This window comes from Leptospira chreensis, assembly GCF_016919165.1.
GTDB classification, from domain to species: domain Bacteria; phylum Spirochaetota; class Leptospiria; order Leptospirales; family Leptospiraceae; genus Leptospira_A; species Leptospira_A chreensis.
In genome coordinates this window covers 113,470-138,053 of sequence record NZ_JAFFPS010000039.1, presented here as the reverse complement: position 1 = coordinate 138,053, position 24,584 = coordinate 113,470, and the positions used below count along the sequence as shown (strand labels likewise).

Genomic DNA, 24,584 nt, shown 5'->3' with positions numbered 1-24,584 from the left:
TTTGATACTGAAAAATCTCATTTAAAACGTGATGATATCAAACGACTGTTTTTAGAATCCAAACTAAAACCTGCCTTTCCACCAGGAGAGTATTGGAAGTATAGCCGACTCGACTACCTCTTCCTTTCCTATATCATAGAAAAAGTTTCAGGCACTTCCTATTCCCAGTATTTAAAAGAAAAAATTTTTGATCCTCTTGGTTTCCAACATACAAATGTAGATACAAATGAAGTTTTAATCGGTAATAGTGGAATTTTTTCTACACCGGAAGACCTTTCACTTTTCAGTTTAGAACTTAAAAAACCAAAACTCATCTCCAAACTATCTAGAGACACAATCATTAAAAAAACAGTTTTGTCCGATTCTATTTCCGAAGATCCCATTGCCTTTGGTGAAGGAGCCTTTGTAGGAGATTATTTTTATTGGACTTATGGGAAGGAAAAAGGAATTTCTAATTTTGTTTATCACGATTTAAAAAGTAGAATTTTTATCACTGTTGTTAGTCCTTATGGAAATAGCAAAGGAGATCTATCTTCTGTAAAATCTGCCTTAACAGAAATCATTTTTGATGCTAAAAAGTTAAACCTGAAAAAAAAATCCAACCTTCCCAACGAAGTGTATATCGAAGATTTAATGAAGGAAGAAAAAGTTCCCTCTCTTGGAATTGCTGTATTTAGAAATCACGGACTCAGTTGGAAAAAAATGTATGGAACCAAATCGCAACATACTCTGTTTCGTGCAGGTTCTCTTTCTAAAACAATGACAGCCACCGCAACACTGAGGTTAGTTGAATCTGGGCAACTCGATTTATATTCTAATTGGGTCGGCAAACTAAAACAGTACAAAGTGTCCGTTCCGAAAGGAAAGAGACGTTCTCTTGTCAATTTAGATTTATTGCTCTCTCATACAAGTGGACTGACGGAAAAAGGAAATTGGGACGACCCCGTCAACTCAGGAAAAAAACACCTTCGAGAATTGAAGGATACATATACAACGAAAGGCAATGGACTAAAACTATATTACAAACCTGGAACCAAATCTAGATACTCCGGAGGTGGTTATAGTATTGTGCAAGAAATCCTTACGGAACGAACAGGCAAATCATTTCAAAACCTTATGTCCGAAGTGGTTTTCCAACCCTTAGAAATGAAGCGAAGTACCTTTCGTCAAAACCTAGAATCGGCAGATGATCGTTGTGATGGGTATGATGAACTGGGAAATTTACTTCCACAAAAATCCTTTGTCACTCCCGAACTTTCTTCTGGAGGGCTTTGGACCACTCCTGAAGAAGTAGGCCTTTTGTTTTATGAAATCGCAAAGTCAAAACAAGGAAAATCAAACTTCCTTACAAAAGAATCGGCGGAATACCTACTCTCACCCAAAATGAGCGCGGCAAACCTGACAGTGCACGCTCTCGTAGCTCACGGATTTTTCTTAAATCGCACCGGCAAAACCGAATACTTCTTCCATGGAGGCCATACAAAGGGACATAAGTCGCTTGCCCTTTTCAACACAGAAAAAGGTTATGGGGTGGTCATTATGACCAATTCGGAAAATGGTTCTAAACTGATTTGGCGGATTCTCAGATCCATTTCGGTTGAAGAAAAATGGGACAAGTTCGTGAATTAATCTATTGACCAAACCGGAAAATTGGCTATTCTCAAAACGGTTCAATGGAATATACAGAATTTAAATCTAATGGCATTGTTGTTCTTAAGTTGTTCGGCAACTTAGATATGTTAAACGCCGGCATTCTAAAAGAACGAATCAAAGAATCTGCATCCCAGGAAGAACACCGATTTATCTTCGATTTAGAAGGAGTCAGCTTTATTGATTCCTCAGGATTTGGACTGATCATGTCTTTAAATGACAAATTATCAGAGTTAGGTGGTGGATTGCGAATTGTTAACGTATCCAAAACCATAAGACAGATCTTTCGTATTTCAAAAATCTCTTCCGTCATTCAAATCTTTGAAAGTACGGAAGAGGCAATCAACTCATTCAAATAATTTAACTTACAGAAGTAGTCACCATTTTTTTCCAAAAGTTTTTTAACTTCTGGACCTTGGGATTTTCTGGAGCCATTTCTTGTAAGGCTAGAAGCACTTCTTTGGATCGTTCAATATCCCTTCGGTGCATTAGTATTTCCGCAAGTAACAAAAGATTATTAAAGTTTTTAGGATCTCTGAATCGAAGTCTTTCTGCAAAATCCGTTGCGAGTACAAAGTCTCTTCTTTGTTTGTGAGCATAAGCAATATAAAATAAAAAGTCAGTATCCCCCGGATTCAATTGTAAATAACGATTCGCAAGTTCGATCGCCTTTTCATAATCCTTAGATTTCATATGTAACTTTGACAATTCTCTTAAACAATAGAGGTCGTCTGGCTCAGATTCTAACGCAAGTTCTAAGGCAAAGATGGCATTGTTCCATTCTCCATCACGATAGGATTGGATTCCCTCTCCTAACATTTGGTAATAAATATTTGGTTTGGTAGATTCTTTTGCAGCATAAGCAACTTCTTCTAAAAAAGCAATTCGCATCAAACTTAAGTCGTCGGTAAGATCTCCAAAATAAGACATTGCCTTACAAATTTGAGTTAAGTCTCCGGCACCTTCGGTAACATGTCGCAAAAATACAGTTTCATCATCATTGATCACTCGGTTTCCACCGGATTGGCCCACAAACAAATCATCTCGTCCATCTGATCCCAAAATCAAAACATCACCTGGCCTTAGAGGATAAATTTGAATCACCACTTCATCTCCACTCATTTCAGTGAATCCAATTTTCCGCAGTGAATGTTCATTCTCAAGAAAACTGGCATTCCCATCTCGATACAATACAATCCAAGGATGTTCTGCATTGATATAATACAAAGTTCCGGTTTCCTCATCCACTAACCCTAATATGGCGGAAAGTAACATATGACCATCAAAACTGATAAATACGTTATGAACTTCCTGGAAACACTCTTTCAGCCATCTTTCCGGATGTCTATCTTGCATATAACGTAGTTTTTGTGTTCTTGTGATAATGGATTTAAAAACAGTTCCCATCACTAGAGCACCACCAGCCCCTTGGATAGACTTACCCATGGCATCTGCATTGAGAAAGACCGTATACTTTTTACCCATCAAATAAATGGAGTCAGAAACAGAAAGATCTCCACCAATTTCCGATTGTTTGTTTCTGAATTGAAATTGTTTCATTTGGCGTTCGAAAATCTTAATCGAAATGGTTTCTGATTTAGAAAAAGAACCACGTAAAGGTTTGATGAGTAAAGATGTTAAAAAATAATCACCATCTTGTTTGTCTTGGAGTTTTTTCATCTCAGACAATGTTTCATTGAGTTCTCTAGTCCTTTGGTTCACCATCTCTTCTAAATGATTTTGGTGTCCCGCCAACTCCTCTTTCATTCCCACAAAAACTCTTCCCATCTGTCCAATTTCATCACTTCTATGAGTTGGTAAAGTTTCTGGTTTCCACTGGTCCAAATCCACCATGGCTGTAGTGAGGAGTTTAATCGCCTCCACCATATCTCGAGAAAACAAAAAGGAAATTAGGAAAATCACACCGCATAACACAAGTGATGCCAAAACGAAAAAAGACCAAATCTTCCAGGTTTTGGACTCCACATCATTTTCATCAATCATCACATGAAATACTAACTTTTTCACAGATTGAGAACTACCAGCATAAGGAATTTTAACTAAATAATATGGTTTACTTTGAAAATGAAACCTTTGTTCCTCCATTAGCAAACCAGGGTTTTCATTCATCACCAAACGGATCATATCCGACCCAATCGTTTTTACCTTTCCTTCTTGAAAAATTGCTAAATGGATTCGATTGTCTTTGGAAATGGTTTTTGTAAAATTATCATCCACAACTTGACCGATCAGTAAAGTTCCCCGACCAAAAAGAGGAGCGGCCAATCGAAACCCAAGCCCACTATGTCCATCCTCCAAAGCAGCAGTGGCTTGCCCATTCAGCGCATTCCGGATGATGGGTTGATTTTTTTTATCATCCCCAAAATCTTTAGGACGATGAACCCGAAACAAAACCTTACCTTGGTTGTCACCAATTTCGAAAATAGAAAGACCGTAGCGTTTTAGGATTTGTTGTAAGTAAGGAAGTTCCTTGGATAAAACGGAACGATCCGCAAGACCTCTTTCTAAAATCCCACGAGTTTGCGAATTAAAAGTGATTTCCTCTAGTAATAAACGTAGTTTTTCTTCTTTAAATTCTAGTTCTCTTTGAAAATTCCGAGATAGATCCTCGGCACGTTGTGTTTGTGGGATATTTTTAACCGATTGTAGAAGATAGGCGAAACTAGTTGTGAGAGCAATTACAAGAAGAATTTGACTCACACTCAATATTAATAAGAATTTGTAACGTATGCTCATAGAAAACTACGTGAATCTTCTCAGTTTTGAGTTACAATCAAATGACATTCCCTTGAAGGAAATGTATCATCCAGAAAATTTAAGATGAAACCAAACGCTTTTCTTTTTTTCCTCATCATCCTCGTTTTGTTACTTTATTATACAATTGAATACTTTCTACACAAACGAACATTAAAAAAGTTCAAACATAGAATTCATGTGAATGGAACTCGAGGGAAATCAAGTGTAACAAGACTCATACGAGCAGGGCTTTCCGCAACGGGAATGAGTGTTTTTGCAAAAACAACGGGAAGTATGGCAAGAATGATTTTCCCGGACGGATCGGAAGAATCCATTTCTCGATTTGGAAAACCATCTATTTTAGAACAAATTAAAATTCTAAAAAAGGCCGAACGAATGGGGGCAGAAATTGTTGTTTTAGAATGTATGGCCTTGGAGCCGCGTTACCAGTGGGCGAGCGAAGGACAAATTTTAAAATCAGACATCGGTGTGATTACAAACATTAGAGAAGACCATTTAGAAGTGATGGGACCAGATTTAGTTGATGTCGCCAAATCATTATTATCTGCTTGCCCCGTCAAAGGAACACTTGTTGTTGGACCGACAGAATTTGAATCACTGATCCAAGAAGTTTGTAAGGATCGTAAATCAAAAGTTATCATCAACAAAGAAGAATCCATTCAAACAATTACCGCTGAAGAAATGGCTAAGTTTTCTTATTGGGAACATAAAGAAAATGTATCTTTGGCCCTTCAGGTTTGCGAATTACTCGGCGTGAATCGAAACAGAGCTCTCGAAGCCATGTGGAAAGTAAATCCGGATCCAGGAGCCCTCTCCGTTTCACCAATCCATTTTTTTGGAAAGGAATTTATCTACGCCAATGCGATGGCAGCAAACGATCCCAATAGCACAAAACTCATTTGGTCCTCCGTCATTGAAAGATATCCACAATACAATAAACGATTTATATTATTTCATACAAGAGAGGATAGACCGGAACGAAGTCGTCAATTAGTCAAAGAGTTTGCGAATTGGGAAGGTTACGAAGCTGTGATTTTAATTGGATCATCTACTTCCCTTGCATTTAAATACCTAAAAACTTATTCTAAAAAAGACATTCCTATTTTTGTATGGGAGCATTTAAGTTTAGATGGGATTTTTGAATCTTTACTTTCTATACTACCAAAACAGTCTATGGTTTTTGGTATAGGAAATATAGTAGGACTTGGAATGGATTTATCCTTATATCTGAAAAATAGGTCGGAACAAACGAATGAATGAAATTCTTCCTCTATCCATCGGGCTTAGTCTTGTTGTTAGTTTAGTATTTTCAGAATTGTTTGGAATTCTCGGAACGGGACTAGTGGTTCCAGGATATTTGGCCATGTCTTTAAATCATCCCAAAAACATTGCTCTTACCTTTCTCATTGCTTTACTTTCTTATGTTTGCGTAGAAGTGCTTTCTAACTTTTTACTGATTTTTGGAAAAAGAAAGGTCGTCTTTATATTGTTATTTGGTTATTTTTTCGGGTACTTACTAAACTATCAAATCCTTCCCGATATCGATATTGGATATCTTTCCGAAGTGAGGGGGATTGGGTTTATCATTCCAGGACTGATTGCTGTTTGGTATGAAAGGCAAGGTGTATTAGAAACTACATCTGTACTCATCCTTGCTTCTATATTTGTAAAAATTCTCCTGATTTTTATCTTGGGCACAGAGTTAGAAACATTATGATGACTAAAATTTATTGGTCTCCCTGGAAACATTCGCGCATTGCATTATTTTTGTTAGCCGTGCTCGGAATCTTAGGTCTTTTGTTAATTGAAACCTGTAAGGTAAAAAAGGAACAATCCTACTTCAAAAAAAAACTCCATGCGGCAAAACTTGCAGAACGTGGATTCCAAATTTTAAAACCAGAACTTTTAAAACATAAAAAACCAGACTATAAAGAACTGGATCCAACTAATTCCGGACTCATTGGTGAATTTTTAACAGTAGTAACAAGTAACAGCGGTTCCTTGTCGGCAAAACAAACTTCTATCAATCCTAACTTTGCGGCAGTAATGATTCAATTTCTAAAAAAAGCAAAATTAGAAGAAGGGGATACTGTTGCTGTTGCAGTATCGGGATCATTTCCTGCACTCAATATTTGTTTATTTGCGGCACTCGATACTTTAAAACTGAGACCCATCATCATTTCCAGTGCCTCTGCATCACAGTTCGGAGCCAACCACCCACAAATGTTATGGTTGGATATGGAAAAGGAACTTGTTGAATCAGGAATTTTTTCGTTTAAGTCTAGTTATGCGTCGCTCGGGGGAATTCAAGACAAAGCTATGGGAATTTCCAAAGAAGGAAAGGACCTCCTTGGTCGTTCCTTACAAAGAAACCATGTCAAACTTTTAGATCCCCTTCACTTTGATGATTCGATTGATAAACGAATGAAATTATATGATGAATTGTCTGGTGGAAAACCAATCAAACTATTTGTAAATGTCGGAGGTGGAACCACCATCCTTGGAACCAACTTAGGGAAACAGGTATTCAAAAATGGTCTCATCACCAATTTACCAGAAGAGATTCACATTCCCAATTCTGTGATCAAATCCTTCTTAGAACGAGAAGTCCCGGTCATCAACTTTATCCAAATCGAATCCCTTGCCAGAAAATTTGGTCTCCCCCAAACTCCCAAAAAGGTGCCCAAACCAGGGGAAGGAAGGGTTTTTTATTCAGAAGAATACAGTCCCTTACTTTATCTTTCCGTTTTCCTTTTTCTCCTAGTAGGATTGTATGGTGTGACAAGGCTCGGTTGGGGCGAAAATGAGGAAGACCGCCACCTTCCCAAATCGCTTCGAGCCCGATGAGGTGTTATGGCAAAAATCATTGTCCTTGCGATTCTCCTTTTTTTGGTCTTACGTTGGGTCAGTCGTATCCTGATTTTACCTGCAAAAATTGCCGAGGAACTAGGCAACAGACAAAGGGAAGCACAGCCCAAAAATCCGGAATGGACCAAATCCAAAGAAAAGGACATCTCTGACCGCGGAAAAATTATAGAGTAAAGTTTCGATTTCCTACATTGCGAATTGAAAATTCTGTCGAAAATGAAACTAAGATGAGACAGAATTCGGTATTAGATCCCCTCATTCGGAATTTTTCCAAACGTATCCTTCCCCTTTTGCCTATTCTATTCACTGCCACTCTCATCCAGTGTGGGGTTCCTAAAGGGGAATTTGGATGGACCACAACCAAAATGGAAGAAATGGATATTTTGGAAAAACACATCCAAACCATCACCGATTATAAAATGATGCGAGATGATCTTATCTTTTCTCCAACAGATACCATTCATTATGTTTATCAATTCTCCAGAAGTCCAGGTCTTGAAACGGACTTTCATATCTCACTCAACCGTTATGAACTCGATTATGTTGAAATTGATATCAAAAAGAAAAGAGCAGAACCAGACTCCCTTGCGATTAGAGATGAATTTTCTCTATTAAGGACTGGTGAGTATTTGATTAAGATCGTTCACGAAGGTGATACGGTAGATGAAGTAAAATTCCGTATTCTACCAGATGAAGGTTATACACAAGAAAACCTAGAACAAGAATTAGCTGGTGACCAAACAGATGAAATTATTAAATACTCTCGCTGATTGGTGGTTGTATATTTCCTGTTTCTAGAATTCTTCTCACACGTTCTAATTCTTTAAGCGCTACTCGTATATCCGTTTCTCCGCCCTCTTTGATGATACGCTCATAAAATTCTTTTGCTTTCACGAAGTCTCTAGATTCCTCAGCCAACACACCCAATCGAAATAATATCTTAATGAGTGGTATTTTCTTTCTCTTGGTTTCTAATACACGAATGGCTGCTTCTTGGTCTTCAATTTTTAAATCCATCAATCGGTATTGGGAAAGTATGTCATCGAGTGTGGTCACAAGAAGGTCTTTTTTAAGATTTTGTTTTTTCTCAACCAAATCTTTCAGATCATTTTCAGCTAAGATTAATTTTTCATCTAATCTCTTCCACTGAGCAAAAGAGATATTTAACTTATTTCGTTCCAGTTCATTACGTTTATGTTTTTTATCTTTTTTACTAAGATGGTAATAAGCAATCGATTCGAGTTCCGTAAGTCCTGTGTCTGTATCTAAAGAAGGATTCCAGTCTTTACTATTTCGTTCTAACCAATATTCTAAAAAGGAAGCGGCACGATCCGGATCCCCAATTTGTGAATTGAAAAAAACACCAATTTCATAGGAAACTCGCGTTTTATCAGCAGAATCAGGGGATAAGTTAAAATACTTTTCATAGTATTGGCCCGCGATGATATTTCTTTTTAAATCTGCGTTGATGGTAGCCAAACGAAGGTTTGATTTGATGATTTTTTCTTGGTCTTCTGGTGAAGGGTTTTTTACTTTTAAAAGTTCACCCAAACCCTTTTCGTAAAAATCTGCGGCTCTTTCTTTTTTACCGTCTTGCCTGTACTGTTCTGCAATGTCAGTCAGAACCAAAGGATTTTCATTCCACAACCGGTAAGCGCGTTCCAAAATCAGTTCATAAGCAAAAAAATCTGTATTCCTTTTGTAATCGAATAAAACGTAAATCCCTTTCCCCGCAGTGCCAAGTTTATTAACAATCTTTAGGCGTTCTTTGTTATCGTCCTCTAACTTCCGAACTACATTGGCAAATGCATAAAGGTCATTGGATTCCACTTGTTTTCGTTTGTTTAGGTAAGCCAAATACCTTGAGTTTACCGAATCATCATATTTTTGTTTGGTGGATTTTAGATTTTCTTCCGCAAGTCGCACATCCTCTTTCCAAACCTTGGATTGAGGAATTAAATCCGATAGTTTTTTCCCTTCTCGAATCCAGTTACTTTCTTTAAGATGGATCTCATCTTTTGTTTTTTTAAGTTTTTGTTCTGACTGTTTCCATTCATTAAACAAACGATCGTGTTCTTTTGCAGAATTGGCATCGTATCCGAGAATATCTTCTTTTTGCCATTCTCCACTTCGAAATCCTTCTTCCGTCATTTCTAGTGGATGGTATCGAAATGCAGCGAGGTAATGGCGTAAGGCAGGCGCATATTTATCTGATTCAACATACAACCGAGCAAGCCTTATGTGTAGACTGTATAATAATGGTGAGTCCCGAACAATATAAGTTTCTGAATTTTTATGAGTGCTTTGCCATAACAAAAGACGAATGTCATTCATCTCTGTTCTAGAATTATAAACATTTCCCTTTTCTCGATCTTCCCAAATTCGTTTTTCTTCAATGAACTGGCTATAGTATCGTTTGAGTAGACCTTCCGCCTCACGGATCTTAGTTTCTAAACTTTTGGGTCCTGTGTCCGCACTCGAAGTTTCTGTCGGAGTATCCGCTCCCGGCACAACGGGAACATCTGCTGCATTTGGATCCACTGCCTTGGGTTCTTCCCGAAGGGCAATTCCCGAATCTTCATCTATGAGGATTCGTTTTTCGGAATCTAAAGTTTGGATTTCCTCTCTCGAGATGACTTGCAAAGGAGATAAATAAAGTCCGGATAAGGAATTTCGCCGGTCTTCTTCTCCCGCAAAAACTTCCCCGAATCCACTAAGACTGAGTAGGAAAAAGATAAATCCGAGAGAAAAAGATAGGCAGAGGCGATCGTAACCCACGCGAAAAAGTAACTGACTTACCTTTTGCACCGACTTACCAAAGTGCCCCACTTTCCAAAGAAAGTTCCTTTCCATCATCTCCCTCTCTTTTGTCCTTTCCTAGAATTTCTAGGGACTGGCCCTGCCGCGACCATTGGTTTTTAAGTTCCCTAATCTCAACTATCGGCGAAAAATCAAATTTCAACAACCAAAAGGTGTTGTATAATTGGAATGACTGGCGTTCACTGTAAGGCAATCCGCCTGTAGATTCGGGTCTCCTATGTCAAAAAACATCGTCGAAAGGTATCTCGTCCTCAAAAACAAATACCGAAATTATGATACAAAATATGCCTTAAAACGTATGCAGGCATTCCGGCTTGCCACCCAAGAATTATCACGCAAAGGATATGAAGTTGCTTTAGAACTTTTGGGCTCCATTAACTTTGGGATTGTTGATCCAACTTCTGATGTGGATTGTATTTTGCTTTTGGAATGTGATTTACACAAAGACCAAAGTTGTTGTCCGGCTCATTGTACAAATTTAAGTTTTGTAAAAAATGAAATCTCTAAATTCGTTTCGAAAAGATTAGCTCCTGAAACAGTTAACATTGATTATCTGGATACGATCAATTTAAAATATGTAGAAGAAAAAATCCGAACCGAATCCGTGCTCGGTGATGAAACCTTGTATTGTTTATTGTTTTATAGAAACATCGGACGGCCGGTGAACCGTCCTCTTTTCATTCCCTTTTGCGACCAACTGGAAGAAAATCATGACTTCGTAAAAGAAATTATGTCTTGGGCGGCAGAGGCCTTGGAAGGTTATCTCAACACAAACCAACACCGGATGTCATTCAATAAGTATAATGAAAGAATCCGCGCCCGAGGTTTGAGTCTACCCGAGGGTTTACAACAAGAATTACAAGCCTATATGGATGGAAAAAGGTAGGCATTCGTAATATATCGTAAGGGTACGAGTATTTTATCACCGAAACATCCCGTAAACTTACGACTCGTATTTATCGCAAAAACTTCTGAACTTGGATTTGGTTTGTAGGAATATTATTGTTTACCTTACAGAATGAATCATTAAATTCTTGCCATGCTGGCGAGAATTTGGAATCCAAAAGGCAGGCTTTTTCCTTACCTTCTTTTGAATATCCTGCTTTTTATTTTTGTCACGATTGCCTTCTTATTCTATACTGCCAGCGAACGAAATATTGATGCGGCCGAAGAAAGCCGATACAAATCCTTACAGGTCGCAAACGAACTACGGCAGTCCTCAGATCAACTCACAAACTTAGTGAGATTATATGCAATCCACAAAGATGAAAAGTACAGAACCTATTTCCAGATGATTTTGGACATTCGTGACGGAAAACGCCCACGACCGAAAAATTACGATTACGCTTACTGGGATTTAGTCATCGCAAACAAACTCCCACCACCGGACAATGAAGGGGAGCGCATTAGTATTTATGATTCGATGAAAAATGCTGAGTTTCTTTGGTCCGATCATTTATTACTATCACAGTCAAAAATCAAATCCGACCAATTGACAAAAATTGAATTTGAAGCGATGTCTATCGTTGCCTCTGATATAAAAACAGGATCTAAATCAAATCTCCGTGCCATCAATTTATTGTTTGATGACAACTATCTCCGTGCCAAGGCGGAGATTATGAAACCAATCAACGATTTGTATTACCAATTGGATGAACGCACAACGAAAGCCATTGCCGATGCAAAGGAAAAAGTTTTTTTTCTAAGAACTATACTCATTGTTGCTGGAATATTTTTTGCAGGGAGTCTTTTTTTAACACATAGATCTCTCATATCAATCATTGGTGGCAGTGTGGATGAAGCATTCAGTAGGATTTCCTTACTCGGAGAAGGAAACTTTTCTGGAGAAATTCTATCCGGGGTAGAGAAAAATTCCATATTGGATAGTTTAAATATAACACAAAAAAGATTACAAGAATTGTATGAAGATGGAGAATCCACAAAACAAAGATTAATCGATAGTGAATCCAAACTTCGTTCTATCTTAGACAATGTCTCTGCTTGTATTTATTTAAAAGATACGGGCGGAAGGTATATCTTTGCCAACCAAGAAGTATGTAAACTATTTGGACATCCATTAGAAGAAATATTAAACCAAACAGACTTTAAATTCACAGATAAAGAAACGGCAGAACAATTATGTGCGAATGATAAATTGGTATTAGTGGAAGGTCAAACACTTCGTGACGAAGAAACCATCCACAATCTTTTTGATGGAAAAGAAACCTCTTACCTCACAGTTAAAATTCCATTAAGAAATCAAAATGGAGAGATCTACGCACTTTGTGGAATTTCCACAGACATTAGCATCACAAAAGAAATCCAAAAAGAATTAGAACGAGCAAAGAACTCCGCAGAGATAGCAAACAGAGCCAAGTCTGAATTTTTAGCATCCATGAGTCATGAAATCCGAACTCCTTTGAATGGAGTACTTGGACTCACTCAAATGCTTTTTAAAACAAACTTAGATTCAGAACAAGAATCTCTTGTAAAAACCATCGCCTCTGCTGGAAGTTCCTTACTTTTGATTTTAAACGATATTTTGGATTTTTCAAAAATCGAAGCGGGAAAAATGAATATCGAAAAAGTAAAATTCGACATTCATAATTTAGTCACCGAAATTTATGATCTATTATCCATTGAATCCAAATCAAAATCCATCGATTTAAAAATAGAAATCGCTCCCAACGTTCCTAAGTTTATTTATTCAGATTCCAGTAGAATTCGTCAGATCATTTTCAATTTGCTCGGGAATGCAGTCAAATTTACAGAAAAAGGATCTGTTGTTTTACGACTCAAAAAGGAAAACGAACGGATTCTTTTGGAAGTAGAAGATACAGGAATCGGAATCTCTGAAGAGAAAATTCCATTTATTTTCCATAAGTTTTCCCAAGCGGATGCATCCACCTCACGAAAGTATGGTGGCACTGGACTTGGCCTTGCGATTTCGGAAAGGTTAATCTCATTGCTTGGTGGCAACATTGGTGTTAAGAGTGAACTCGGCAAAGGAAGTTTGTTTTGGTGTCAGTTCCCTTGGGAAAATCCTGATTCCATAAACAATGAGAATACATCATCTCTCCTTTCCTCTGAATCTAACTCCATCGAAGAAGTGATTAAAAATCAAAAATTTTTGATCGTTGAAGACAATATTTTAAACCAATTCGTTGTCGGTGGACTTTTAAGAAAGTTTAACGTACAATATGATGTTGCCGAAAATGGAGAAGTTGCCGTAGAACTTTTCAAAGAAAACAAATACGATCTCATCCTAATGGACTGTGAGATGCCAGTGATGGATGGTTTTGAAGCCACTCAAAAAATCAGAGAACTCGAAATGACCCAACCACAAAAAACCATCATTCTCGCGGTGACTGCACATGTGCTCGCCGAACACAAAGAAAGATGTTTTGAAGTGGGAATGGATGGTTTTATCGGAAAACCTTTTTACATCGAAACGATATTTCAAACTTATAAAGACATACTCGATTCCAGAAGTAGGATCTAACCAACCAAACGAAGTTTGGAACCATCATCTAATTAAGTATTGGTTACATGTAAAATTCCGCCATCGCCATAAGTTTTCGTAACCTCTGCGATGATCACTTGGTAACCTTTGTACCATTTGGAATATTGAGATTTTGCCAACTTATGATCGGAAAAAGTCTTCAAAGATTCTAACCCAAGATACGTTTAAAATAATAAACAACGGCCATAGTTTTTTGTTCTAAGTTGACCCAACTGTCTTTACCGAGATATTCGGGATGATTTTCAACAAACGATTCAATGGAAAGATCCAAAGTTTCAAACTCTGAGTCTGTTTTTTTTTGTTTAAAGATAAAAGTAGCACTAATCATTTTATAACTTAAATAATGATAACTCGCGATTTAATTCTAAAATCAACGAATTTAATTCCGCCGATGATTTTGCTGTTTTTTCTGACATAAGTGACAACTTCGCTGTATCGTTTGCCAGGTGATGGACAGAAGAACTCATTTCCTCGTTCACCTTTTTTTGTTCCTCAGTCGCAGAGGAAACCGAACTGGACCTATCCACAATGTTCTCTGATTGTTTTCGAATTTCCTCTACTTCAGAAATTTGTTCGAGATTTGCTTCATTGACTTGGTCTATGCTGCGAATGATATCAATCACACTTTCTGATAGATACTTAAATGTATCATTGGCAGACTGCACCGATGCTACGGAAAGAGTGGTGGATGCCGATACCTTTTTGATGAGTTCCGATATTGTTTTTGTAGAAGATGCCGTCCTTTCTGCCAATTTTCCTACTTCAGAAGCAACAACAGCAAATCCCCTTCCCATATCACCAGCTCTCGCTGCTTCAATTGAAGCATTTAACGCCAGTAAGTTTACTTGCTCCGAAATCTCCTTGATGATTACTAAGATTTTTCCAATTTCAATGGCATTTTTATCCACTTCTTTAATGGACTCAATGGAGGAAATAATTGATTTTGCACTTTTAGAAACTTCACTTTCTACAGAATCTGCTTTTTCTTTTGCATGCAACGAAACTTGTTTTAAACTAGAGGATAAAATAAATAGATGAATGATGGAATCGTTTGTTGATGCTGTGAGTTTTTTCTGTTCTAAAGCATCCGCATAAATTCCATTGATAGAAGATCCATTTTCTTCTAACGCGGCAGCCACTTCTTCCAAAGAAGCTGCTTGGATTTGAGAATGTTCGGCCGAATCACCCGACAATCCTTCTAAATTTTTTGCTTCCCCTTCAATCCGAGCGGAATGGTTAGTGATGGAAGTGATCAATCGGTTGAGTTTCATTTTGGCTTCATTTAAATAAACGGAGATCAAACCAATTTCATTTCTTGTTTGGTTTGTTTTAATCTCAGAGTGCAAATCTCCATCGGCAAAGGCCCTTAACATTAAAGATACATCTCGAATGGTTGCAGAAGTATTCCCTGTTAGTTTCCAAAGTACAACAAACAAAATTACAATCATCACAAGAATAAAAACACTGAGACCAATACAAATTACTTCTAAACGACTGGGATCAACTTGCGACCGAAACTGTGAATAAACATAAAATGCAAATAGAAAGTATTCGATGACAAAGGTAGAAAAAATAGGGAAGAGCAAATTGGCAAACAAACTCAATGGCGGTAGATGAAGTTCGTTATAAACATCATAAAGTTTCTTTTCCACAATCACATAAAAAAACGAGGAAATAGACATCGCGAGTAAAATTCCAAGGAAAATAAAAAATACTACTTCACCATAGGTTTTTACCAAACCATAATGATAAGCAAGTAACATCGTTAAGATGGGGCCACCCACATTCGTAGATAAAATATTTACAGCTCCGGCCTTCGAAAATCCACGAATGAAATTTAATTCTTTTTCAGTGTAGATAATTCCTTCAGGACGTCTCAATTGTTTTCGAAATTCTAAATTTTTAAAAAAGAATAAAATGGCATGAAGTCCTATGATCGGCGGAGCTAGATAAATCAATATTTTTAGAATGGATTCAAAATTTTCCAATCCAAAGAGTAGGAACATTCCGGCAAAAAAAATCAATGGATCTAAATTGGTGATGAGAAGATAGGAAACCATAAATCCAGGAGGTTTTTGGTTTGGATTTGTTCCATGTTTGATCATAGGGAAGGAATTTTACACTCTTTCCGCTTTTGTTGTCAATTTCTTTCGTTAGTTATTGGTATAAATTACGATTGTTACCGACATTCTCCAAATGGCGAATGTCTTTTCCCGTGTTGAGTCGCACAAGTTCCTCAGCAACGTTCACCGCATAATCACCTAACCTTTCTAGCGCGAGAATGATTCGATACACGTCAGCAAACTCTTGTTTTTCCATATCAGGGACACAGCGGTATTTATGAAAGGCTTGGTCGCAAAGGGCATTCAATTCATCTTCTAAGGTATTGACACTACCCATAAATCTTTCTTTTTCTTCTACGAGAGACTCGATAGCCATACCCGCAAGGGTAGTCACTCGAGATAAGATCAGAGTCATCGGCTCTTCATTTTTAAAAAGGCCTTTGCGAATGGTTTTATGTCGGAAGACATCGGCACAGTTGACCACTTGGTCCCCCATCCGTTCCATATTCCTTGTGATCCGAATGGCGGAGAGTGCAAATCGAAGTGGATCTTTTTTTAAGACGATGTCGTTATCTACATCACCCATTCCAAGAATGTTACGATTACTCACTGCTTCCAAAATGGCGTTTTGGGAAAGGTTATCATTTTCCTTTTCCAAATCATCGATAAGATCATCTCGCTCTACAATACGTTCCGCTTGTGCATAATCATCATCTTCCAAGGCTTCACTTAAAAGAATCACCTGTTCCAAAACAAGCTCTGCCATGGAATACAAATTCTTTCTTAGGTAATAAAACTTTGAAATGATCATACGTTATAATTAAAAATGGAAACCTTTCTGTGGTTAGACGGTTGCTAGCTCAGTAACTTCTTCCACAGTGAGAATTTTTTCAATGTCGATGAGGATAATGAACCGATTATCCTTTTTACCCACACCAGTGATGTATCTGGAAGAAATTCCTTTGACCGAAGGTGGTGGTGGGTCCACTTGGTTTGCAGGAAAATGCACCACGTGAGATACCTTGTCCACAATCACACCAATGGATTTACCAGAGACATTGATGACAATGGCCCGATCGGCAGTTTCTGTGATGTTTTTGATGTTCAGACGTTTGGCAAGGTCAATCATACGAACGACTTTGCCACGAATGTCCATGATCCCTGCAAAAAAACTTTTTGATTGTGGAACACGGATTAGGTTAGTGATTTTGACAATCTCTTCGACAATGGTGATGGGAATCGCATACTCTTCATCGCCCAAATTGAATATAATGTACTGCTCATGAATGAATTGGTTTGCGGATGATGTTTCTTTTGCCATATAACTTTTCTACAATGTAACCTACGCCTAAAAGTAGACGTAGCCATTGTAGAAAAAATATGAACCGAAACTGAGAAATGACAACACTTTTGTCATTAAGACAGAACGTTTTCTCACAAGAAAATCGAGAAGCCCTGCGGCCATACCCAAAATTCCTAGAGTCAATCCTAATACGACATAATCATAGTAGAGGTAATAGACCAAACATCCAAATCCGACGCCCATACAGATATCTTGCAAATCTCCCCAGACCCGTCTCTTGAAACGCGACCAGAGCGATCCTCGTGCCTCTCTTGCCTCACGTCTCTCCCTTCTCCAACGTTGGAACCGAGTTTCACGAATGATCCCAAAAATAGAATCATAACGAGTGGAGGGAAATAAAGCCGACTGTAAAGGCAATCCTTGGGATCGACCTTTCTCTTGGGCATCAGGTACAAAGGGGGGGTAAATTTCGTACGCCCCGCCAATACATGCAAGCATGTCTTTATCGGGGAGGGCACTAAAGTATTCGCGAAAGGGCCAAATCTTTCTAAAGACGGGATAGGCGCGACCAGAAGTAATATCCTTCTCAGCCTGTACGGTACCGTTTTTCACAGTGGCACCATACATACGACCCTTCTCTTCTTTGATTTCGACAGCTAAACGAACGAGACGTTCGTGAAAGTTGAACTCAGCCTCCAGGACATCTCCAAGAGGAGTTTCCATGGTAAATGCTCGGATGAAACCAGGTGTGCGGGGTTTCTGTTTCCTCCAGACTTGTTTCATAACAAATCTATCGGAGGAAACATTAAGTCACTGAAGAAAGATTATTTCTTCTTTTTGTGTCTGTTGGCTCTGCGTTTTTTCTTACGTTTGTGGGTTGCGATTTTTCTACGCTTTCTCTTTTTTCCGGAAGGCATTCCTTCCTCCTTATATCAAGCCTGTTCTGTCAAAATTCTAGTCGAGGTACTTTTGTAAAACTTTATTTTTCCGCATAGTGGATAACATAGCTTTGATATCCCCTACACCATCACGAGAAGTCACAAGAAGGACATCTGGTTCTTCCACTACGATGAGATCCTTCACACCCAGAAAGGCAATGAGTTCCTTCTGAACCGAAGAAATATTCCCTGACGCTTTGTGATAAAGAACCTCTTTTCCTTGGTGGTGGTTCTTTTCTTTGTCCCCAGGAAGGATTCTTTCCAAGGACATCCAAGATCCCACATCATCCCAATTGAAAGTGGCTTCTACCATACGAATGCGATTGGATTTTTCCATAATGGCTGTATCGATCGCTTCTGACGGAAGCATTTGGAAGGCGTTTTTTAGGTCTCCAAAACTCTTAAACGGAAATCCATTTTTGAGTGGTCCTAAAATATGCGGAGCATGGCGTTCGAGTTCCGAAAGAATGGTTTCTGTGCGGAAAAGAAAAATCCCCGGATTCCAATAGAAATTCTTTTTCTTTATGTATTTTAAGGCAGTTTTGAAATCGGGTTTTTCAAAAAAAGCTTTCACCGTATAACCTACATCAGTTGGTTTTCCAGTGCTGATATAACCATACCCTACTTCGGGACGATTCGGTTTCACACCAAGTAGAACCATTCCATTTTCTGTTTCGTAGAGAGCCTGCTCTATGGTTTTTGTGAATTCTTTGATGGGATCAATGAACGCATCGGCAGACAAAACGATAAGATTGGGATTTCCAAATTTTTTCTGAAAATGCAAGGCCGAAAGGGCAATGATGGGAGCTGTGTTTTTTCCTTCTGGCTCTAGGATGAAATTGGTAGAAGGAAATTTAGGATCTTTTTTTAGGATCTCCGTTTTTAAGTTGGCGTTGGTTCCAATATAAATTCGGTCAAGAGTTGTGATGGTGAGAGCGCGGTCAATGGTCTCACGTAAGAGAGTTTTATTGGAATAAACTTTCTGGAGTTGTTTAGGAGAATTGGTGCGGGAGCGAGGCCAAAACCTCTCTCCCTTTCCACCAGCCATAATGAGGACAACCGGGGATTCTTTAGGTAATTTTGCCATAGGGTTTGGAACCAGAATTTAGCAAAGCAAACAGAGGAAAACCAGAAAAGAGTTAGGTCCCTCCCGCTTCTTTCGGGGCATCTTCAGTGTGAAGTTTGATGGGTTTTGCTGGGATGATGGTAGAAATTGCGTGTTTGTAAACCAAGTTCTGTTTGCTCTCGTTTTCTAAGATGATTGTGAAGTTGTCAAAACTGACAACCTTTCCTTTCAGCGGAACTCCGTTTAACAAGTAAATGGTGAGATCGATTTTCTCCTTTCTTGCTGTATTTAGAAGTTGGTCTTGGATATTATTTTTTGCCGACATTGGAAATCCCGAGTGTTTTCTCTATATTTTATCTATATTTGTATACAATTGGACAGCGGCTTCGAAGGAAATGGGTGAAAGTAACGGATCTTTTTTGAACCAAGTGATCTGTCGTTTCGCATAATTCCTGTGGCTTTGGGCCAGCTGCTCAATGAATGTATTACTGTCTATGATTCCATTTAGGAATGCAAGCGCAAAATTGTAACCTAAGGTTCGTAGGCCTGGACAGTCCGATCCATACTGGGAAACAACTTTTTTTGTCTCCGCTAACATACCAGTGGTGATCTCTTCCACTCGCCGATTGATTCTTTCATAGAGAAGATCACGTGGCCAGTCCAACCAATGTCCAATCAGTTGGACATCTGGATAATCGTTTAAGTATCCTCCCACTGTTTCCTTAGAAACTTCGGACCACAAAACTCCCGTGAGGACAACTTCCAAAGCCCTTTTGATTCGGTATCCATCTTGTGGTGACAAAGAGGCAAGTGCTTTCGGATCTTTGGCAGCCAACTCTGCCGTTGCTTTTTCTATGGTGAGTTCCAAAACATAATCTTTGGTTTCCTTAGGTACATTTGGTACGGGATACATTCCCAAAAGAAAAGCACGAAGGTAAAACCCCGTGCCACCAATGAGAAAAGGAATTTTTCCCCTGGAGGTAATGTCTTCTATGGCAGCGCGTGCCCATAAAGAAAACTGACTGGCATTGATGGACTCGTCTGCATTCAAAATGCCAACAAGCCAATGGCGGATGTAGGAGGACTCAATTTCAGTAGGTGCCGTTGTGCCTACCGGAAGGTCCCGGTAGACTTGGCGTGAGTCAAAAGAAACAATTTCAAAACGTTCAGGGTCTAGGACTTGAGTGAGTGCGGTTTTTCCGGAACCGGTGGGGCCACCAAGTACGGGGAGGATCACTCCTCTTCCTCGGCTACGGCCTCCTCTTCTTCGGTCTCTTCCAATTCTTCTGTTTCTTCCATGAGTTCATCATCTTCTAAAACTGGCTCTTCCTCTTCTTCCACTTCATATTCAGAACTGCGGATGGCAGCCATGCGGGATTTGATTGCGGGTTTTGCCAATTGGTCTGCACCACATTTCGGGCATTTTTTTTCCGGTTTGTGCAAATCATAAAACTTGGTACCGCAGGAGTAACAATTGAACTTTTTGCCGAGCGGGTTGTTCGGATCAATTTTAACGACGGGTGGTTTGGTTGCCAATGCCGGTTTGTCCTTAGTAGCCACAGAAGTGGCTGTTTTGGGGGCGGGCACGGCTTTCGCCTTCGTAGCGGGAAGTTTAGCGCCGGCTACGGGCTTTTTCTTATCTTCCTTCGGGGAAGAGGACTTGGCGTCCTTGGGTTTTTCTTTGGCTACCGCTTTTTTCTTGGGCGGGGCCTGCTTCTTGACTGCTTTTTTTGCGACCATAAACGTACTTTTGACAGTTTTGGAAATCCCCTCAGAGGGACAACCTTTTTGAAATTGGACGGTTTTCTCCTGGATGAAATTTAATGAAAAGTTTTTTTTTTCCTATGACCCAATTAAGTGTCAATGTCAACAAGATCGCCACTCTACGGAATTCTCGTGGTGGATCCATTCCTAGTGTCATTCTAATTTCTGAGATCATTCTCAATGCCGGTGCATACGGTATCACAATCCATCCCAGAGAGGATGAAAGGCATATCACCAAACAAGATGTATTCGAAATACGAGAGTTTTTAGAATCTTACAACGATAATTTATCTAAAAAAGGATTTCCTAAAAAAGAATTCAATATCGAAGGGGAACCGAGTGAACGATTTTTAGACCTAGTCCTTGCGGCAAGACCGGACCAAGCCACTCTGGTTCCTGTGAAACCAGGGGAAATCACCTCGGATCATGGATTCGACCTAAAAGACAAAACAGTGTTCCAAACTTTAAAGTCCATGACCCAAAGATTCCATAGAGAAGGAATCCGCGTTGCTTTGTTTATGGAAACCAATTTCGAACAGTATCCGCTGGTCAAAGAATTAGGAGCCGATCGAATTGAATTGTATACTGGTCCTTTTGCTTATGCTTATGAAAGCTCAAAAGAAGAAGGAGCCATTAGTTTCCAAGATTATGAACGCGCTGCCAAAGATGCCCACAAACTAGGGTTAGGTGTGAATGCGGGACACGACTTGGATACAAACAATTTACAGCTCTTTGCGAAACTTCCACACTTAGCGGAAGTTTCTATTGGGCATAGACTTGTGAGCCAAAGCCTTCTTGTGGGAATGGAGACAACGATAAGGGATTACCTTAAAGTTCTTTCACAAGGGAACGGAGTTTAGAATACTGCGGGTCTTGTTCGAGAAGTAACTTCGCTGCCCTTTCGAGGGCGAGAGCCAACTGTCCCTCTAGTTTTCCCTTACGTTTGGCATTTTGGATCTCGGATAAAAAACTACGAAGGGCTTCTCGGCCCTGGGTTTCATTTCCAGAGAGGGAAGCTAGTTTCAATTTTCTCCAAGCATCGGTAATCGGAGAACTGGTTCTTGTGGATCCAGAGGTTGCAGAAATTCCCGCTTCGGTTCCCTGAGAGGCGTTCACTGTCACGACTCCCGCACTGGCACCTGCCGCTTCCTTTCCCGATTCTCCCCGGTGGTAACTATCTGTGTCCCAAATTCGAGAAAAAGGATCGGATTTCATTTGGTCAGCATAAAGGCGTTCTTTATAAGAAAGCGAAGAGAAGCGGATTTCTTTTTGGATCTGGGATTTGTCATCAGAGCCCAAACGTTGGAAACAATCGGCAAGGATTCCTCGGCGTAACGAATCCTTGGTTAGGATACCGCGTTCGGCAAGAAATCGAAAGGATGCGAACTCGGGAGGTTTCTCTTCCTTACAATGTTTTTGTGTTTCAGTGAAAACAGCCAAAACTTCTCCATCTCGAGAATGGGCCTTGAGATCGGCTAAATTTCCCGATTTTTCAGCGGAAATTCGTAACATATTTTTATAAAGGCTGTCGCTTGGATTTTTTTCTAGAGCCTTTCTAAAGGCAGTATAACTCTCCGCATAATTCCCGCGGTGGTATTCGAGAAGTCCCCAAGTGTAACATAAATATCCATCGTCTGTGTCCCTTGTTCGGCAAACGTATCTTAGTCGAGACATGGCCCCTTCTTTGGACTCTGAGGACTCCCATACGTCGAGAAGTACCTCTTCCAAAAAGATTAGGGTTTCCAAACTGTACGGATCGCGGGTCGGGTTCTTCTGAGGTTCTGAGGTACAAAACCCAAGGGAAAGAGCAAAAATCAGAACAACGAAAGGACGCATCACACCGTCTATGATATACGTGTGTCCTAGATTTGTCCCGATTTTTTTTGAGTTGCATGGACTGGAAAATCGGAAATTCTTAGGATAATCTATCCACTTTACGAGCGATCCCTTGAAACGAATTGTTTACCTACTTTCCTTTTTCACCCTACTCAGTTTTGCCCTTCCCGTGGGATTTATTTCCTGTGAACCGGAAGCCAAAAAAGCTCCTAACCGTGTAACCAATTTTACATACCAAGACTTCGAAACCGTGGTCAAATCCGTGGATAAGTACTATATTGATAAAAATATCAATAAAAACCGAGCTTTCACGGATGCGGCATCTTTTGCCGTTCTGAGTATGCCCCATCCACTCTATATTTACCCTGAAAGTTATTTCAAAGAAAGGGAAAAATACGATGACAAGGACGATCTTTGGCCAGGGAAAACATTTAAAATTTCTCCTTCCGACAAATTCGTGTTATTTGACCCTGATTACACTCTTGTAGAAAAAATTCAAAAAGAGAAATTAAAGAAAAACGAAAACAGAAAACTTTCTGATGCAGAACTAAAAAAACTTATCGAGAAAGAAAAACTGAAAAAATCAGTGATCGCTTCTAAATGGGAAGAAATTAACTTTTCTCGTAAAGAATTTGATCGAGTGATCGCATACATCCATGACAACTTAGAAACCTACAAAACTCCAGTCCTCAAAGGACTTGTAGAACTTGACGGGGAACTTCCTGAAGAAGAGGAAGAAAAGAAAGAGTTCAGCATGGAACAAGTGTTTCTCGCTGCAGCCAACGGGTATTTGAATTCTCTTGACCCGCATTCCAACGTATTCCTCAAAGAAATGTGGGAAGAATCTATGGCTAAGATTAGCGATGGTTCTTTCGAAGGAATTGGAGCCATCCTATCTGGTGGTGGAAGCCGTGAAGTCGTAGTGGAAAATCCATTGGAAGGAAGCCCTGCAGTAAGAGCAGGAATTCGAAGTGGAGACACCATCATTGCTGTTGATGGTAAAGTGATTAAAAACTTATCACTCGATAAAGTGGTAAAAAAAATCAAAGGACCAAAAGCAACGAAAGTGGTTCTTACCATCACACGAAAAGGCAATACAGGAAAAACGGATATCGAAGTGATCCGTGATAAAATTACGATTAAAAACGTAACACATCATATTGTGAAAGAAAACCCACAAGTGGGTTATATCAAACTCACGGGATTTGTAAAACCAGGTCCAGGCGAAGCTCCGATCGACACACAAATTGCAAATGCAGTTGTGGAGATGGAACAAGAAGCTAAAGACAGCGGCAAACCATTGAAAGCCTTGATTTTAGACTTACGCGGAAACTCCGGTGGGTATTTGGATCTTGCCATTGATATTGCCGATATGTTCGTGGAAAAAGGAATGATTGTATTCACAAGAACTCCATTCCGTAGTGATGAAGAAAAATACGCGAAGAATAAAGACATCACCAAACTTCCTTTAGTTGTGATGATCAACTCTAAGTCTGCATCCGCTTCTGAAATTGTTGCCAGTGCCATCCAACACCATGGTCGTGGAATTTTACTCGGGGAAAGAACCTTTGGAAAGGCAACCGTTCAAAGTTTAAATAACTTAGAAAACAATCCGGATTATCTACTGAAAATCACCAATGCACGTTACTACTCACCATCCGGAAAAACCATCCAAGTTGTGGGAGTTTCCCCTGATATTGAAGTTTCGGAAGAACCAGATGGTGGATTTCCTTTCCGTTATCGGGAAGAAGATATGTGGAACCACCTTCCTCTCATTCCGCATGAAGGTGTTGTGAAGTCCAAGTTCAATGTAAATTCGATCAAAGAGTATGCGAAAAAAAATGGGAAGGCAGATGCTTTCTTAAAATCACATGCCAATGACGCCATCAAACCAGACTATATGCTGATCAGAAGTTTGGACTACATTGAAGGAATGTTAAACGCAAAATAATCTTAGTCCCCAAAAGGCAAAGAA

General features: G+C 39.3%; 24 protein-coding genes. 11 read left to right on the top strand and 13 right to left on the bottom strand.

Annotated elements, in window-relative coordinates:
* A partial coding sequence (locus JWG41_RS12595; protein ID WP_205270281.1) for a serine hydrolase domain-containing protein occupies positions 1-1,629 on the top strand: 1,629 nt, incomplete at its 5' end.
* Positions 1,630-1,673: 44 nt separating this feature from the next.
* Entirely contained in the window at positions 1,674-2,009 is a 336-nt protein-coding gene (locus JWG41_RS12590; protein ID WP_205270280.1) for an STAS domain-containing protein, read from the top strand.
* A gap of 1 nt (position 2,010) precedes the next feature.
* On the opposite strand, the gene JWG41_RS12585 is transcribed toward JWG41_RS12590, so the two are convergent.
* Entirely contained in the window at positions 2,011-4,407 is a 2,397-nt protein-coding gene (locus tag JWG41_RS12585; RefSeq protein ID WP_205270279.1) for a SpoIIE family protein phosphatase, read from the bottom strand.
* An 84-nt stretch (positions 4,408-4,491) separates the two neighbouring features.
* Here JWG41_RS12585 and pgsB point away from each other — a divergent pair, with 84 nt between their 5' ends.
* The 5 genes from pgsB to JWG41_RS12560 are packed head-to-tail and all read left to right on the top strand — an operon-like array spanning position 4,492 to position 8,066.
* Positions 4,492-5,688 carry a poly-gamma-glutamate synthase PgsB gene (gene pgsB, locus JWG41_RS12580; protein ID WP_205270278.1) on the top strand — a complete coding sequence of 399 codons (1,197 nt, stop codon included), beginning with the start codon at positions 4,492-4,494 and terminating at the stop codon, positions 5,686-5,688.
* The gene (pgsC, locus tag JWG41_RS12575; RefSeq protein ID WP_205270277.1) at positions 5,681-6,145 is read left to right on the top strand and encodes a poly-gamma-glutamate biosynthesis protein PgsC; all 465 of its coding nucleotides are present in this window, start codon (positions 5,681-5,683) and stop codon (positions 6,143-6,145) included. Before pgsB ends, pgsC begins: the two co-directional genes overlap by 8 nt.
* Entirely contained in the window at positions 6,145-7,275 is a 1,131-nt protein-coding gene (pgsW, locus tag JWG41_RS12570; protein WP_205270285.1) for a poly-gamma-glutamate system protein, read from the top strand. The genes pgsC and pgsW overlap by 1 nt, the downstream gene beginning before the upstream one ends.
* Positions 7,276-7,281: 6 nt before the next feature.
* Positions 7,282-7,470: a hypothetical protein gene (locus JWG41_RS12565; protein WP_205270276.1), complete on the top strand. Its 189-nt coding sequence runs from the start codon at positions 7,282-7,284 to the stop codon at positions 7,468-7,470.
* Positions 7,471-7,523: 53 nt separating this feature from the next.
* The gene (locus JWG41_RS12560) at positions 7,524-8,066 is read left to right on the top strand and encodes an LIC_12238 family plasminogen-binding lipoprotein (protein ID WP_205270275.1); all 543 of its coding nucleotides are present in this window, start codon (positions 7,524-7,526) and stop codon (positions 8,064-8,066) included.
* Here JWG41_RS12560 and JWG41_RS12555 read toward each other — a convergent pair.
* On the bottom strand, positions 8,050-10,152 hold the full coding sequence (locus tag JWG41_RS12555) for a tetratricopeptide repeat protein (protein ID WP_205270274.1): 2,103 nt from the start codon (positions 10,150-10,152) through the stop codon (positions 8,050-8,052). The two genes, JWG41_RS12560 and JWG41_RS12555, sit on opposite strands and share 17 nt — an antisense overlap.
* Before the next feature lie 181 nt (positions 10,153-10,333).
* Here JWG41_RS12555 and JWG41_RS12550 point away from each other — a divergent pair, with 181 nt between their 5' ends.
* Together JWG41_RS12550 and JWG41_RS12545 are read left to right on the top strand one after the other, a co-directional pair.
* Positions 10,334-11,002 (top strand): hypothetical protein, encoded by a 669-nt coding sequence (locus tag JWG41_RS12550; RefSeq protein ID WP_135576623.1) that lies wholly within the window; start codon positions 10,334-10,336, stop codon positions 11,000-11,002.
* A gap of 153 nt (positions 11,003-11,155) precedes the next feature.
* Entirely contained in the window at positions 11,156-13,618 is a 2,463-nt protein-coding gene (locus JWG41_RS12545; RefSeq protein ID WP_205270273.1) for a hybrid sensor histidine kinase/response regulator, read from the top strand.
* Positions 13,619-13,650: 32 nt separating this feature from the next.
* Here the strand turns inward: JWG41_RS12545 and JWG41_RS21175 are convergent, their stop codons facing one another.
* From JWG41_RS21175 to JWG41_RS12500, 10 genes are all read right to left on the bottom strand, one after another.
* A complete protein-coding gene (locus JWG41_RS21175; RefSeq protein WP_269750437.1) occupies positions 13,651-13,782 on the bottom strand; it encodes a hypothetical protein in 132 nt (43 codons plus the stop codon).
* Between the two features lie 5 nt (positions 13,783-13,787).
* Positions 13,788-13,967: a hypothetical protein gene (locus tag JWG41_RS20965; protein ID WP_232373973.1), complete on the bottom strand. Its 180-nt coding sequence runs from the start codon at positions 13,965-13,967 to the stop codon at positions 13,788-13,790.
* 1 nt (position 13,968) lies between these two features.
* Complete coding sequence (locus tag JWG41_RS12535; protein ID WP_205270272.1) at positions 13,969-15,744, bottom strand: methyl-accepting chemotaxis protein; 1,776 nt, start codon at positions 15,742-15,744, stop codon at positions 13,969-13,971.
* 52 nt (positions 15,745-15,796) lie between these two features.
* A complete protein-coding gene (locus JWG41_RS12530; protein ID WP_205270271.1) occupies positions 15,797-16,513 on the bottom strand; it encodes a phosphate signaling complex PhoU family protein in 717 nt (238 codons plus the stop codon).
* A gap of 33 nt (positions 16,514-16,546) precedes the next feature.
* Positions 16,547-17,023 carry a chemotaxis protein CheW gene (locus JWG41_RS12525; protein ID WP_205270270.1) on the bottom strand — a complete coding sequence of 159 codons (477 nt, stop codon included), beginning with the start codon at positions 17,021-17,023 and terminating at the stop codon, positions 16,547-16,549.
* A 27-nt stretch (positions 17,024-17,050) separates the two neighbouring features.
* Positions 17,051-17,788 carry a hypothetical protein gene (locus tag JWG41_RS12520; protein ID WP_205270269.1) on the bottom strand — a complete coding sequence of 246 codons (738 nt, stop codon included), beginning with the start codon at positions 17,786-17,788 and terminating at the stop codon, positions 17,051-17,053.
* Positions 17,789-17,959: 171 nt separating this feature from the next.
* Positions 17,960-19,030, bottom strand: a complete 1,071-nt coding sequence (locus JWG41_RS12515; protein WP_205270268.1) for a mannose-1-phosphate guanylyltransferase — start codon at positions 19,028-19,030, stop codon at positions 17,960-17,962.
* Between the two features lie 52 nt (positions 19,031-19,082).
* Positions 19,083-19,334, bottom strand: coding sequence for an RNA chaperone Hfq (gene hfq / locus JWG41_RS12510; RefSeq protein ID WP_205270267.1), 252 nt, complete (start codon positions 19,332-19,334; stop codon positions 19,083-19,085).
* Between the two features lie 21 nt (positions 19,335-19,355).
* Positions 19,356-20,246: a tRNA (adenosine(37)-N6)-dimethylallyltransferase MiaA gene (miaA, locus tag JWG41_RS12505; protein ID WP_205270266.1), complete on the bottom strand. Its 891-nt coding sequence runs from the start codon at positions 20,244-20,246 to the stop codon at positions 19,356-19,358.
* Positions 20,243-20,749 (bottom strand): FYDLN acid domain-containing protein, encoded by a 507-nt coding sequence (locus tag JWG41_RS12500; protein ID WP_205270265.1) that lies wholly within the window; start codon positions 20,747-20,749, stop codon positions 20,243-20,245. The genes miaA and JWG41_RS12500 overlap by 4 nt, the downstream gene beginning before the upstream one ends.
* A gap of 104 nt (positions 20,750-20,853) precedes the next feature.
* On the opposite strand from JWG41_RS12500, the gene JWG41_RS12495 reads away from it, so the two are divergent.
* Positions 20,854-21,633 (top strand): pyridoxine 5'-phosphate synthase, encoded by a 780-nt coding sequence (locus JWG41_RS12495; protein WP_205270264.1) that lies wholly within the window; start codon positions 20,854-20,856, stop codon positions 21,631-21,633.
* Here JWG41_RS12495 and JWG41_RS12490 read toward each other — a convergent pair.
* On the bottom strand, positions 21,602-22,609 hold the full coding sequence (locus JWG41_RS12490; protein ID WP_205270263.1) for a hypothetical protein: 1,008 nt from the start codon (positions 22,607-22,609) through the stop codon (positions 21,602-21,604). The two genes, JWG41_RS12495 and JWG41_RS12490, sit on opposite strands and share 32 nt — an antisense overlap.
* 112 nt (positions 22,610-22,721) lie before the next feature.
* On the opposite strand from JWG41_RS12490, the gene JWG41_RS12485 reads away from it, so the two are divergent.
* The gene (locus JWG41_RS12485; protein ID WP_205270262.1) at positions 22,722-24,560 is read left to right on the top strand and encodes a S41 family peptidase; all 1,839 of its coding nucleotides are present in this window, start codon (positions 22,722-22,724) and stop codon (positions 24,558-24,560) included.
* Positions 24,561-24,584: the final 24 nt, after the last annotated feature.

Excerpts from the sequence above, each read along its gene's own strand:
- JWG41_RS12530 (WP_205270271.1), bottom strand. The coding sequence starts at position 16,513 with ATGATCATTTCAAAGTTTTATTACCTAAGAAAGAATTTGTATTCCATG.
- JWG41_RS12500 (WP_205270265.1), bottom strand. The coding sequence starts at position 20,749 with ATGGTCGCAAAAAAAGCAGTCAAGAAGCAGGCCCCGCCCAAGAAAAAA.
- JWG41_RS12535 (WP_205270272.1), bottom strand. The coding sequence starts at position 15,744 with ATGATCAAACATGGAACAAATCCAAACCAAAAACCTCCTGGATTTATG.
- JWG41_RS12545 (WP_205270273.1), top strand. The coding sequence starts at position 11,156 with ATGCTGGCGAGAATTTGGAATCCAAAAGGCAGGCTTTTTCCTTACCTT.
- JWG41_RS12515 (WP_205270268.1), bottom strand. The coding sequence starts at position 19,030 with ATGGCAAAATTACCTAAAGAATCCCCGGTTGTCCTCATTATGGCTGGT.
- JWG41_RS12550 (WP_135576623.1), top strand. The coding sequence starts at position 10,334 with ATGTCAAAAAACATCGTCGAAAGGTATCTCGTCCTCAAAAACAAATAC.
- JWG41_RS20965 (WP_232373973.1), bottom strand. The coding sequence starts at position 13,967 with ATGATTAGTGCTACTTTTATCTTTAAACAAAAAAAAACAGACTCAGAG.
- pgsC (WP_205270277.1), top strand. The coding sequence starts at position 5,681 with ATGAATGAAATTCTTCCTCTATCCATCGGGCTTAGTCTTGTTGTTAGT.
- JWG41_RS12495 (WP_205270264.1), top strand. The coding sequence starts at position 20,854 with ATGACCCAATTAAGTGTCAATGTCAACAAGATCGCCACTCTACGGAAT.
- JWG41_RS12565 (WP_205270276.1), top strand. The coding sequence starts at position 7,282 with ATGGCAAAAATCATTGTCCTTGCGATTCTCCTTTTTTTGGTCTTACGT.
- JWG41_RS12590 (WP_205270280.1), top strand. The coding sequence starts at position 1,674 with ATGGAATATACAGAATTTAAATCTAATGGCATTGTTGTTCTTAAGTTG.
- JWG41_RS12525 (WP_205270270.1), bottom strand. The coding sequence starts at position 17,023 with ATGGCAAAAGAAACATCATCCGCAAACCAATTCATTCATGAGCAGTAC.
- pgsB (WP_205270278.1), top strand. The coding sequence starts at position 4,492 with ATGAAACCAAACGCTTTTCTTTTTTTCCTCATCATCCTCGTTTTGTTA.
- JWG41_RS12555 (WP_205270274.1), bottom strand. The coding sequence starts at position 10,152 with ATGATGGAAAGGAACTTTCTTTGGAAAGTGGGGCACTTTGGTAAGTCG.
- hfq (WP_205270267.1), bottom strand. The coding sequence starts at position 19,334 with ATGTCGGCAAAAAATAATATCCAAGACCAACTTCTAAATACAGCAAGA.
- JWG41_RS12585 (WP_205270279.1), bottom strand. The coding sequence starts at position 4,407 with ATGAGCATACGTTACAAATTCTTATTAATATTGAGTGTGAGTCAAATT.
- JWG41_RS12490 (WP_205270263.1), bottom strand. The coding sequence starts at position 22,609 with ATGCGTCCTTTCGTTGTTCTGATTTTTGCTCTTTCCCTTGGGTTTTGT.
- JWG41_RS12520 (WP_205270269.1), bottom strand. The coding sequence starts at position 17,788 with ATGAAACAAGTCTGGAGGAAACAGAAACCCCGCACACCTGGTTTCATC.
- pgsW (WP_205270285.1), top strand. The coding sequence starts at position 6,145 with ATGACTAAAATTTATTGGTCTCCCTGGAAACATTCGCGCATTGCATTA.
- JWG41_RS12560 (WP_205270275.1), top strand. The coding sequence starts at position 7,524 with ATGAGACAGAATTCGGTATTAGATCCCCTCATTCGGAATTTTTCCAAA.